A 13,578-nucleotide genomic window follows, 5' to 3' on the forward strand; every position below is an offset into this window, starting at 1 on the left:
TTAAAGTACAAAGATGTTTTACTCAAATTTACACTTTTGATTTATTTGTTTTAAATCAAATAAGAGTTTCAATCAATTACAACCAACGAGTTATTTATTTTTTATATGAGACTATTTCTCTCCTTATAATCATATAAAAAAATATTCCCAAATTTATCTTTTCCTTTCCAAAGTGCAAATACTATTTTTTTTAAATAGGAAGCCAACACCTTTATTGAAAAATATTTTACATTTACAATCTACTAAAATGAATGAATCCTAATGGACGACGATAAAAATAAACTTTGCGAAGAAAGTCACTTTAATCAATTTTATCTCAAGAATGTGCAATCGGCTACAAACTTTGCCTATTATAAATGTGGCGATAGTGATGCCGCTTTAGATTTAGTTCAGGATGCTTTTACAAAAATATGGGAAAATTGCTCTAAAATCGATTTTAGTAAAGTCAAAACCTATTTACTTACAACAGTAAATAACCTATTTCTGAATACCATAAAGCACCAGAAGGTTGTTCTGTCTTACGCCAAAGAAACACCTAACCTGGACATTACCAATCAAAACCCTGAATACTTATTAGAAGAAGAAGAGTTCAAACAAAAACTTCAAAATGCCATTGCTTCTTTAACTGAAGCACAGCGCGAAGTGTTTTTAATGAATCGAATTGATGGAAAAAAATACAAAGAAATTGCCGAGTTACTTGGTATTTCTCAAAAAGCGGTAGAAAAAAGAATGTCCGGCGCATTAAAGACTTTAAAAGCGCAGATCGAAAATATATAAATAATTGATCCTGGTAGGGAAATTTAAAACTGAGTTGTCTTACTACTATAGAAGTTCAAAATGAAAAACGAAAAAGAAATATTAAAATGGTTAAATGGCGAGCTATCAGGTCAGGAAGTTGAGGATTTAAAAAAATCCGAAGGAATAGATACATTCGAAAAAATCGCCCATTACGCTTCACATTTGGAAACTCCAAAAGTAGATGCGCAAGCTGCATTAGCCCAATTTAAAACCAGAAGCAAATATAAAAAAGAGCCTAAGATAAGAACCTTAAACTTTAAAAGTTTTTATAGGGTTGCAGCAATATTAATTGTGTTATTGACCAGTGCCTACTTCTTATTTTATAACACTGCAACCACTTTTGAAACCCAGATTGCCCAAACCAAAACATTCCTCCTTCCTGATGAATCGGAGGTTTTATTGAATGCCTCTTCAAAAATAACTTTTAATGAAAGAAAATGGGCAGATCAAAGAGACCTGACTTTAGAAGGAGAAGCCTATTTTCAGGTAAAAAAAGGAAAAACTTTTAGTGTAAAAACAACCGACGGTGTAGTTAAGGTATTAGGAACTCATTTTAATGTAAAACAACGCAAAAACTATTTCGAAGTAAGTTGTTTCGAAGGTTTGGTAAGCGTAACGCATAATCAGAAAACAATAAAATTACCACCGGGAAAAACATTCAGGCTCATCAATAATCAAATTGAAGCTGTTCCTGATTTCAATGCTCAGAATCCTTCCTGGCTACAGCAGGAATCGAGTTTTGACCGCATTCCTTTAGATCAGGTCATAGCAGAATTCGAACGACAATATGACCTGAAAATTAAAACCGACGGCATTGACACTTCCAAATTATTTACGGGAAGCTTTACCCATACCGATAAAAATATAGCATTGGAAGCGATTACTATTCCACTTAAACTTAGTTACAGAATAGAAGGCAAAACTGTTATATTTTACAACTATGGAGTACAATAAATGGATACTTTATTTACTGTTAGGCATAGGAAGTCTAAGTTATGGCCAAAAAGGAAATAATAAAATTCCCCTAACCCAAATTATAACCGCAATCGAGCAGCAGTTTGACGTAAAATTCTCGTATGCAGTTGAAGATGTTTCCACTATTGCAATCGAAAAACCGGCAACAACACTTACACTGCAAGAAACTATTGACTACCTGAACTCTAAGGTCCTTTTAAATTTTAAAGCTTTAAACGACCGCTATGTAACCGTTTCTGTTCTTGATAAAACTATTCCTGTTTGTGGTTTTGTGTGTTCTGATGATGGTAAAATCCCTTTAGACGGAGCTAATATAACTGTTGACGAGCGAAAAGTGATGACCAATAAAAAAGGAATTTTCAGTATCGCTAATGTTCCGGTCAATAGTATAATTTCCATTTCTTATTTGGGCTATGAGCCAAAACAATTTACGGCTAATGAATTATTTGCTGCACAAAACACCTGCAAAGAGATACTGCTTAAAACAAGTAATGAAGAGCTCAATCAGATATTAATAAAGGTGTATTTAACTCCCGGTTTACAAAAATACCTGGATGGAAGTACTGTTTTAAACACAAAGAAATTCGGAATCTTACCAGGATTAATTGAGCCCGATGTCCTGCAGTCAGTCCAAACCTTACCCGGAGTGGAGAGCACAAATGAAAGTATCGCCAACATCAATGTCCGTGGCGGTACAAACGACCAGAACCTAATGATCTGGGACAATATAAAAATGTATCATTCGGGCCATTTCTTCGGGCTCATATCCGCTTATAATCCCAATATAACCAATAAGGTAATCGTTACCAAAAACGGAACCAGTGCGGAGTATAGCGAAGGTGTTTCCAGTACTATTAATATGTTTACCAATGATAAAATAAATAATACTTTTTCGGGTGGTGCAGGTATAAATCTAATTAATTCCGATGCTTTTTTGTCTGTTCCAATAGCTAAAAATGTGCAAATCGATATCTCAGGAAGGCGTTCCATAACCGATCTTTTCAATACACCTACATTTACCAACTATTATAAAAGAAGTTTTCAGGATAGCGAAATTAACGCAGACAGCCATCAAAACAACATCAATTCTGACTTTTACTTTTATGATTATACTGCCAAAATACTTTTTGATCTCAACGAGAAACACCAATTCAGGGCCAATATTATAGGTATAAATAATGCTTTGAATTATACCGAGTACAGCCCAGGAGGTTCCAATACTGCTGAAACTAAATCCAGTGTGCTCTCGCAAAAAAATATTGGGTATGGCGGTAATTGGAAAGCACAATGGAATTCTAAATTCAGCACGTACTTTATTACCTATTTTTCTAAATACAATATCGATGCTACCGATTACAGAGTAGAAACTGATCAACGACAAACAGAGGCAAATGAAGTTATAGAAACAGGGACAAAACTAAACGCTAATTACAAAGCTACGCCCTATTTAAACTTTCTGGCAGGATATCAGTTCAACGAAACAGGAATGCTCAATCAGACTACCGTCAGTGCTCCGTTCTACACAAGCACTAAAAAAGATGTACTGCGCAATCATGCATTATTTACAGAAGCTGAATACCATAAAAACAATACCTATTTGAGAATTGGTGTGCGGTTGAATTATTTTCAGAAGTTTCAAAAATTACTGGCAGAGCCCCGCATAAATATCAGACAACAATTAACCAATCAGTTTGCCCTAAAAATAGAAGGGGAATTCAAGAACCAAACCACAACTCAGATTATTGATTTTGAAGATGATTTCCTTGGAGTGGAAAAAAGACGCTGGGTACTGGTAAACAATAAAAATATCCCAATTGCAACTAGCAGACAGGCTTCTTTTGGTGCTGAATTCAATACAGATAAACTAAATATTGACCTCACCGGTTTTTATAAAATAGTAGATGGAATTACAGCTTCAAATCAGGGCTTTTATAATAATTTTCAATATAAAGATGCACATGGAAGTTATACAGCAAAAGGAGTTGAATTTATGATAAATAAATCTGCAGGCAAATACAGCACCTGGCTAAGTTATACTTTCAGTATTAATAATTATGAGTTTGACAGCTTTGTACCTTCTGCTTTTCCCAACAATGCAGATATAAGACATTCCGTCTCTTTGGGATTTAATTATGATATTGTCAAAAATTTCAAATGCTCAGTTGGAGGAATGTGGAGAAATGGACAACCTTACACTACTCCTGTCGAAGGAAATGAAACAGTTAAAAACGGCAATAATACGATGGTAAATTATGATGCTCCAAATAGTAAGAACCTCAACGATTTTATGCGTCTGGATGCTTCTCTTAGTTATCAGTTTCATTTTTCAACTGCAGTAAAAGGAATTCTTCGTGCCGGCGTAATTAATCTAACGAATAAGGATAATATCATTAATCGTTATTACAAAGTAGACCCTAATGATTCCAGCAATACTATCCAGGTAAATAATAAATCGCTTGGCATGACGCCTAATGTGAGTTTCAGGGTGAGTTTTTAGCCCTTATCAGCATTAAATCTCAAAAAAGAAGATTTTGTGATGCTCCGTTTTGAAACAACTATACAGATTCATTCATTGAACACTCGTGTATCAGACTGCAGGATTTCATATATGAGTGGAATATATAAACAAATTTCAGGATGAGGGAATTGTTATTGACAAGAAAAGACGTGTTTCAGTATTTGCATTGGATTTTATATGGGGATTTCAACTTACTTTTAAGCTTAAAAAAATTATATATCCCGTTTTAATAGCGGGTTTGAATGTGAGCTTAATGGTACAAAATCTGAGCCTTTTACCGGAAGATTTGAAATTATTAGCCGACTTTACTGTTTTGAAATGTAAAGCTATTGCTGCTTGTTCGATAGTTAAAAATAGTATCAGATAAATTCAGATCAGTTTATGTCTGATTTCCTTATATTTCGAACGGCCCACTGGCAGTACTTCGGCATTTTTAAGTAACATACTGTATTTGCCCCCAGCTTCTACAACAAGTTTGTCTGCCTCATGCCAACAAAGAATAAAGGATTTATGTATTCGTTCGAATGTTGACGGAAGCAATTTTTCTAACGACTCTAAAGATTTATCATGCAGTTCTATACGGCCATCTGATAAATGCAATTCGGTATAAATTCCGGCACCTTTAATATACCTTATATCCTTAATACTTATCAGCCTAATTGCCTTTGCTTTTTTTACCGCTAAAAACTGAATATCCTTGCCAGATTGTTTTCCTTTTCCTGGTGTTGTAAAACGCATAAAAGCTTGTGCCAGCCTGCTCTCATCAAACGGTTTGGGTACAAAATCCAGCACTCCATAAGCGAATGCAGTAATTGCTTTTTCAGTATAAGCCGAAATAATGATGGTTTGAAAAGACTTCGCTACAAAAGCTTTCAGGATATCAAATCCATCTTCGCCGTTCAAATTCAAATCCAGCAACATCAGGTCGATCGGTTGCTGATCGATAGTGTTTAGCCCATTTTCAAGCGAATCACAAAGCAAAATCTGCACATCTTTATCAAAGAAATTTCGAGTCATTCTTTCTATGCGCTTGGCAATCCGGGCCTCGTCTTCAATAATCAGAATCTTCATCTTTTATCAAAAATTTTAATAGTTGTCAACCAGCCTTCTTCTACCGCATGAGAGTCAAAAGACCAATTGTTACCGTAACTTTCATTTAATCTCGCTTTTATGTATTTGAAGCCTGTTCCATTACTGCTGTCTTTCTTTGCCTTTCGGTTTTTGGCCAATGTCAGTACAGTATATTGTTTATAGCTGTCTTCTTTAGTAAAACTTAAACAGAAACAGATGCATCCTTGCTTTGGCGGCATACTGTGTGTAATTCCGTTTTCTATAATGGTATGAACAATTGCAGGTGGAATATTTTCATTTTCATCAATACTCTCTTCCTTCCAATCATAACAAACCTCTTTACGGAAAGACATTACCTGAAGATGTTTTTGGCATAATTCTATCTCTTGTCTGATCGGGATAAGCGCATCTTCAGAAATGCTGTTCATAATATCAAACTCATCGGCCAATGCGCGAATAAACACAACGCCTTGCTGCGGTGACTCTTCGACCCAATCAATCAATGAAGTCAGCGTATTACGAAGGAAATGGGGTTGGATATTTTTCTTAATTAATTCTAACTGCAGCCTTGAGGAAAGCAATAATGAGGCATTGTGAGCTTCTTCGATAGCTTTGGTTCTAATTGTATGAAGATAAAGCATTGAAAGTACAATGATTGTAAAAGCGATAAACAACCCAAAATCATAAAACATAAAATAATTAACAGCCGCACTTGCAAATAAACCGACTACAACAATCAGCCCTCCCTTAATTTTTCGGGCAGCTGCATTACTGGCGATCACCATAGACGTAAGCCACATCACATCGCTAAAGAGTATGGCGGTAAGATCATAATGATTATAATTTAATATATATATTGCGATAAGACTGGTAAATAAAAGAAATAAAAACAATCGCTTTTTTTCGAAGTCAAACTGCAACATGAAATACCAGGGAACCAGTATTGAAATAGCAAAGGTAAGCCAGCCCACGATCTTCATACGGATATAAAATTGGGTATAAGGAATGTCTATATAAAATTTGACATATTCTATTATTAACAAGCAGAAGAAAAGCAGACAAATTATTCCAAAAAGTAAAACTGTTGTTTCTTTACGAGTACTATTTATATACAGAAAAAAATAATAAATAGACGCAATCAGAAAAGCTCCCGCCATGAGGTTCATATAAGACATCACAATAAGCGGTGCACGATGAAGTCTTAAAAAGCTTTCAAGTTTTACATCAATTCCGCGTTTTACCTCTTGTAATTCCAATTGAGTTCCAACCAGCGTGACAACGTGTTTGCCAATATTAGCTAATTTTTCGGGTATTTGATAGTAAGTTGTTTCTGTTCCAGGTATTTCGGCCTGCCCCGATTTGGCCATTTTACCATTGCTTCCTACCAAAACATTATCCCAGTAAACATCAAAAGCACCAAAAGCATTAACCTGTAAACCCAATGGTGTTGAAGTGTTTTCGCGCTTAAACAGTTCTACTTCTATATTAACCTTAAAGACAGAATCTTCAGATTCGCCCAGATAATCGTGATGATCATTATCATCATCAGTATAATAGGTTACATCCGATTTCACATACTCATTATACTGTTTACATGAGGTAAACATGAGCAGTAAAAAAGCGGTAAAAAAGAAAAATCGATACATGAGATAAAGATAAAATAAATATCGAATAGCGAAATGCATTTCAAAAGCTCTTTGAGCCGTTTGCATGTTTTAAAAGACAGGATTTTATTTTATCAACTAATCTTGTACTATAAAACCAATCCTTATGAAAGCGTTAATAACCTATATTTTGATTTTATTGTTTCCTGTTTTTGTCAACGCACAGCAAACTACTGTTTCCGGCAAAGTACAGGACAACACAACTAAAGAAGCATTGCCATATGTCTCAGTCGCAATAAAAGACAACACCCTAAAAACAGTAGCCGCCGGTATTACTGATGATCATGGCGTTTTTCGTCTTGAAGAATTACCAATTGGTAAAATGACTATTACTTTCAGCTTTATGGGGTACCAGTCTCTAACCCAACAGTTGGAAGTGATTTCCGACAGGACAAAAATAGAACTGGAAGTTATTGGTTTGCAGATTGATGCCGTAGAATTGAATGCGGTCGAAATTAGTAGTCAAAAGCCCAACATTAGCTTAAAGCTGGATAAAAAGGTTTTTGAAGTTGGTAAAGATGTGCTTTCACAAAATGGCTCTGCCCATGACGTTCTGAATGGCGTTCCGTCTGTTGCCGTAAGCCCAACCGGAGCGGTAAGTCTTCGGGGCAACAGCAGTGTATTGGTACTGATTAATGGACGTCAGTCCGGTTTAACACAAAGCAATGCTCTTGATCAGATTGCTGCCGACCAGATTGAGCGGATAGAAGTGATTACAAACCCTTCATCGAGGTATGACGCATCTGGTTCAGCAGGCATCATCAATATTATATTAAAGAAAAACAAAAAAAGTGGTTTTAGTGGTCAGGTGCGGTTAGTAGCCGGATCACCCAACGATAGTCGTCTGAATCCAAGCATCAACTATAAATCAGATAAGATCAACATCTTTTCTAATTTTAGCATACGCTCATCTGATTATGTAGGTTTGTATACTACGAATCAGTCCACTGTTAATAATGGTACACCAACCTTAATGAACCGTATTCAGAACGAGGACCGTCACGACGATGGCAAGTTGCTTTACTTTGGTGCTGATTATTTTATTAGCGAACATCAAACCATTACCGCCGCTTTTTTAAAAAATGCCACACATGACAATGACAAAACTCATTTACTTTACGATTACAGTCATGACAGCAGCACTGTTCGGGACAGCATTCTGACAAGGGACGGTAAATCATTGGAAAAACGAGATTACAGCCAATTAGAATTTAATTTCACCCAAACATTTAAACAGGCAGCAAAAAAATGGACTGTTGATATCCAGTATGACTGGTGGAACAGCGATAAGAACTGGGATCTTTCAACACAGCGTTTATCTCCAAATACATTGGCTTATCCCGGTATTAGAACGAGATCAACAGGCAATAGCAAGGATTTACTTGTTAAGAGCGATTTTATACAGCCAATTGATAGTGTTTCGGTATTCGAATTTGGAATCAAAACTGAGGTCCGTAAAGTCTCCAGTGATTTTTTAGCCGAACGGCAGCAAGAGAATAACTGGGTGGTTTACCAGAATATTGATAACCATTTGAATTATGCCGAAACAATTGCCGGCGCTTATACACAATTCAGTGATAAAGCCGGCCGATTTACTTATATGCTGGGTTTACGTACAGAACTGACCCGAATTTCTATCACAGATATTAAAAACACCTATAACGACAAGAAAAATTACGACAAACTGTTTCCTACCGTCAATATGAACTATAAGTTTGATGCCGCAACTTTACAACTAAATTACAGCAAGCGAATTAATCGTCCATCTTTGTATGCTTTATATCCCTTTAATGAACTGACCGATTTAAACGCACAATATATTGGCAACCCTGACCTTAATCCTTCTTATTCAGATGTATTTGAACTGGCTTTCCTTAAAACCTGGAAGAAATTCACCCTTAATCCCTCTATTTATTACCAGCGGGAGAAAGGTTATATTCAGGATTTCACCTATCGTGAGAATGATATATTTTTTTCAACGCCAATTAACATCGATTATGAAGCACGCAGTGGTATTGAGCTTTCTGCCCTGTATAATCCTATGAAATGGCTGCAGGTAAATGCTGAAATGAATTTTTATCGTTTTGAACAAAAAGGAACTTATCAGGAAAAAAACCTTGATTATAGCGGAGAAACCTTTACCGGACGCTTAAGCACGCAGATTAAATTACCCGCTAAATTCAGTTTTCAGGGTCGTTATAACTTCCGTGGTGTTCAGCACAATGCCCAAACCAGAAACGCTGCATTGCAGTCGCTCGATATTGGCCTGAGCAAGGTATTATTAAAAGACAAAGCTACTCTTGTGTTTGATGTGACTAATGTTTTCAACTTACGCCAAAACAAGAGCACAACGATTGGCACCAATTACTTATTTACTGAAACCAGTATTCCCAACGCCGCCCGATACCGACTCAGTTTTGTTTATCGTTTTAACCTAACCGATCCAAAAGTGATCAGACAAGCCAATAGCGCCAATCGCAATTAATACAATACACCTGTTGGGAACCTGAAAATTTAAAAATGTTTCCGGATATCTTGTCTCAATGTGTCTCAAAATCCGCTTCAAATCCAATTTTGTCTGGCCTCCCCAGATTTATCATACTCATGCTATTTAGTCTCTATACTTTTGACTTGTTTAAATTACAGCAATTTCACCAATGCAAATTTTGATACAAAAGGTTTAACAGGCTTTCATGCGGGTGAGCTTGCATTTAGTTGATTTGGTTGCCTTTCTCGGAAAACCAATCAAAACTTAAAGATAAAACTTATCCTTAGATACGACAGACCCTTTCATATGATATTGGTTAATAGCGTGATAACATATTAACCCTGGAATTGGTTCGATACAAAATGATTACTTCATTTACTGGTAGGTTTTTTATAATTGAAGCTGCTTCAATTAAATTGGCAGGCGTTATAATTTATTTTGTATGGTTGCCATTGCTGTCCTTTATTAGTTTTCGGAAAATTTTAATGTTAAAATAACAAACAAAAAATTTACCTGAACATCTTTCCCAATGTTTTCTAAAAAGGAATTATCGAGGTTTTTCTTGAAAATATTTAGTTCTTCAAAAAGTAAAAATGTTCGTTGTTTGTTTTAAAACGACACTTTTTACATGGTTTTCTTTTCCAGGAATAGTGTACTCTACTTATTCGGATCATTTATAATTTTCATAAAATAAATATCTTTTTTTCGATAAAATAAGTAAAAACTGGTAGGTACTGGTAGTTTTTGTAAGAATAATTGTTTTACTTTTAGTTTTTGCATATTTAATAAAAAAATAGCAGAAATAATATATATCCTATTTAATTACATACGCTAAAATAGATATTTTGTTTTGTGGTATGTATTTGAATTGATTTAGATCTCCATTTCAATCTCTTCCTTTTATAACAGGATTGCTAATCTTTTGTCTTTCTAAAAGGAGAATTGATAACAAAAAAGTATTAAACAACTAATTTTTAAAACCCTGAATTTATGAAAAAAAAGAATGTTAATCGAATGAAAAATTTAGAATTTTTCATTAAATCTAAACTCGCACTGTCGATTTTTATTTTAATCTCATGCATTAGTATGCAAGCTCAAAACACTATCACAGGAACACTTCGGGACAGTAAAACCAATCAAAAAATTCCGGGCGTGACTGTGACAATCAAAGGAAGTACGAATGCGACCATAACAGATTTTGATGGAACTTATAAAATAAATGTAGCGGATTCAAAAGAAATTTTAGTTTTCACATACATTGGTTATACGACCATTGAAGAAGCAATAAATGGCAGAGATGTTATTGATGTTTCACTAAATGAGGAAAGTAATGCATTAAATGAAGTTGTTATAATTGGATATGGCAGTGTAAAAAAAAGTGGTGCCACCGGTGCTATAAGCAGCTTAAAAGCAAAGCAGCTTGATGCCCAGAGTAATACCAACCTGGGTAGTGCTATTCAAGGTAAGGTTGCAGGGGTTTCTGTAGAATCGGCAGGAGGAAGTCCTGGTTCCGGTACCAGAATTCAGATAAGAGGAGCGGGTTCATTAAACAATAACACTCCTTTGATTTTGGTAGATGATATTCAGGTTACATCTATGAATAGCCTGAGCCCAAGTGATATTGAATCCATCGAAGTTTTAAAAGATGCCGCTGCTGCTGCAATTTATGGCTCGAGAGCTGCAAATGGTGTAATTATTATTACAACCAAGAATGGAAAAAAGGGGGATATCAAGGTCACTTTGGATGTATTTGGCGGGTTTGCCAGTGTAAGCAAAAAATTAAGCTTATTGAACCAGGAAGAATGGGCAAAAGTAAGTAATGCGGCATATACTGCAGCTGGAAAAGCACCATTGTATATTGCCCTTAATCCTGAAGTAGGCGGAGCCGGAGTTAATTATCAAGATGAAATTTTTACAACAGCACCCACTCAAAATTACTCTTTAGGATTTTTAGGAGGATCAGATAATTTAAAATACAGTATGTCCCTGAACTATTTTAATCAGGAGGGAATAATCAAAGAAACAAATTACGAACGTTTCAACATAAGAGTGAAATCAGATTATAAAAAGGGGATATTTAAGATAGGAGAAACAATTTTGTTAACCAAAGAAAAGAGAAAAGAATTACCGGGTGTTCCGGGACAAGGAAGAAATGTTTTGGGAAGTGCCATCACAATGATTCCCGGTTTTGCTATTTATGATGAAGATGCTATAGGAGGATATGGCGGAGCTTCCGGTCCTGTAACTGATATCTTTAATCCAGTAGCTGCATTAAATCTTTTTGATGTAACAAGTGATACTTATCAAGCCTTATTAAATACGTATGTTGAAGCTGGTTTTTTTGACGGTTTCAAATATAAATTAAATTTTGGGGCAACTGTATCAGAATTAAAAAGAGATAATTATACGCCACGATATGAGGTTGGGGGATTCTTTAAAAACCTGGATAACGATTTGTCTCACTTAGACGAATTTAATCTTTATACTCAGGTAGAAAACACCTTGAATTATACAAAATCTTTTGGTAAAAACTATGTGAATGTTTAGGCCGGATACACTATATATAATAATACTTTTAAATCAGTAACAAGCTCTGTAAGCGGAATACCTGATAATATACATACGCTTTCCGGAGCAATACAGCCAGCCACAAGCGGGTATAATCGGGAAAATAATCTGGTTTCCTATTTAGGGCGTGTAATATATTCTTATGACAGTAAATATACTTTATCAGCTACTATTAGACGTGATGGCTCGTCTCGATTTAGTCCAGATAATAAATGGGGAAATTTCCCTTCTGTTTCCGGAGCATGGGGTATAGGAAAAGAAACATTTTTCACGAATCAAAAGACTCCAATAACAGATTTGAAATTACGTGCCAGTTATGGTATATTAGGAAATCAGGAAATTGGAGATTATCAATATTTAGGATTAATTACTTCGGGAATCAGCTATGGAGTTGGAGAGCCAAACACGTTATGGAATGGTAATATTCAAACAAATTCCCCAGCGGTTGGTTTAAAATGGGAGTCGACAGCAACTTCAGATGTTGGTTTAGATCTCGATTTATGGAATGGAAAACTGGAATATACTTTTGACTATTTCAAAAAACAAACCTCTGATTTGCTTTTAAGAGTTCCAATTCCATTGTCTGTAGGATCAAATAATAATCCTTATACAAATGCTGGAAATGTATCAAATAAAGGATATGAAATGAGTTTGACATACAATGAAAAAATAAAAGATTTTAATTTCAGCATAACGGCAAATATTTCAAGTATCAAAAACAACGTTGACGAACTTAGTACAGGAAGTCAAATAGTAGAAGGATCCAGTGGTTCATTTCATGGTGCTCCGGTAACATATAGTAAAGTTGGGTATCCTATTTATTCTTTTTTTCTGGTGGCTACAGATGGATTATTCAGATCTCAGGCTGAAATTGATGCACACAGTAAAAACGGAACGCTTATTCAGCCAAATGCACAAGTTGGGGATATTAGATATATAGATTATAATGGCGACGGAGAAATTAATGGAGAAGACAGACAATATAAAGGAAGTGCTTTCCCTAAGTTTGAATATGGATTGAGATTTCAGGGAGACTGGAGAGGGATTGATTGTACTATAGCTTTACAAGGAACCCACGGAAACAAGATTTATAATGGAAACAATACAGATCTTGAAACCGTAAGAGCGAATATTAACTATGCCAGTTCAACATTAGATTCCTTTACTTTTAATCCTAATTCAAATTTCCCGAGATTGGATATTGATGACAAAAATAATAACAGCGCAGATTATTCTGATCGTTTTCTTGAAGATGGTTCTTATCTCAGAATCAAAACTATTCAGGTTGGATATACAATACCAAACAGTATAACAAAACAAGCAGCTGTCGATAAATGCAGAATTTATCTTGCAGGAGACAACCTTTACACTTTTACTAAATATAAAGGTTACAATCCAGATGTGTCTGCAGATGCATTGGGAGGAAGAGGGATCGATTATAAATCATATCCATTAAGCAAGACTATACTTTTTGGTATGCAAATTAACTTTTAAAC

Annotated in this window: 7 protein-coding genes and 1 pseudogene; 6 read left to right on the forward strand and 2 right to left on the reverse strand. The window is 35.3% G+C overall.

Going from position 1 to position 13,578, the window contains the following annotated elements:
- The first annotated feature begins 261 nt into the window (after window positions 1-261).
- The 4 genes from PMI10_RS18110 (at window position 262) to PMI10_RS18125 (ending at window position 4,658) form a co-directional block, all read left to right on the forward strand.
- Window positions 262-777, forward strand: coding sequence for an RNA polymerase sigma factor (locus PMI10_RS18110; RefSeq protein WP_007810651.1), 516 nt, complete (start codon window positions 262-264; stop codon window positions 775-777).
- Window positions 778-837: 60 nt separating this feature from the next.
- Window positions 838-1,752 carry a FecR family protein gene (locus PMI10_RS18115; protein WP_007810653.1) on the forward strand — a complete coding sequence of 305 codons (915 nt, stop codon included), beginning with the start codon at window positions 838-840 and terminating at the stop codon, window positions 1,750-1,752.
- A complete protein-coding gene (locus PMI10_RS18120; protein WP_007810654.1) occupies window positions 1,739-4,270 on the forward strand; it encodes a TonB-dependent receptor in 2,532 nt (843 codons plus the stop codon). Before PMI10_RS18115 ends, PMI10_RS18120 begins: the two co-directional genes overlap by 14 nt.
- A 115-nt stretch (window positions 4,271-4,385) precedes the next feature.
- Window positions 4,386-4,658 (forward strand): hypothetical protein, encoded by a 273-nt coding sequence (locus PMI10_RS18125; protein ID WP_035632190.1) that lies wholly within the window; start codon window positions 4,386-4,388, stop codon window positions 4,656-4,658.
- Window positions 4,659-4,660: 2 nt separating this feature from the next.
- Here the strand turns inward: PMI10_RS18125 and PMI10_RS18130 are convergent, their stop codons facing one another.
- Both PMI10_RS18130 and PMI10_RS18135 read right to left on the reverse strand, forming a co-directional pair.
- Entirely contained in the window at window positions 4,661-5,362 is a 702-nt protein-coding gene (locus PMI10_RS18130; RefSeq protein ID WP_007810655.1) for a LytR/AlgR family response regulator transcription factor, read from the reverse strand.
- Window positions 5,359-7,074, reverse strand: coding sequence for a histidine kinase (locus tag PMI10_RS18135; RefSeq protein ID WP_007810656.1), 1,716 nt, complete (start codon window positions 7,072-7,074; stop codon window positions 5,359-5,361). Before PMI10_RS18135 ends, PMI10_RS18130 begins: the two co-directional genes overlap by 4 nt.
- 58 nt (window positions 7,075-7,132) lie before the next feature.
- Between PMI10_RS18135 and PMI10_RS18140 the strand changes: the two genes are divergently transcribed.
- A complete protein-coding gene (locus tag PMI10_RS18140; protein WP_007810657.1) occupies window positions 7,133-9,511 on the forward strand; it encodes an outer membrane beta-barrel family protein in 2,379 nt (792 codons plus the stop codon).
- A gap of 1,089 nt (window positions 9,512-10,600) precedes the next feature.
- Window positions 10,601-13,576, forward strand: a pseudogene (locus tag PMI10_RS22365) (SusC/RagA family TonB-linked outer membrane protein).
- Window positions 13,577-13,578 lie beyond the last annotated feature (2 nt).

Source organism: Flavobacterium sp. CF136 (assembly GCF_000282055.1).
Classification (GTDB): Bacteria; Bacteroidota; Bacteroidia; order Flavobacteriales; family Flavobacteriaceae; genus Flavobacterium.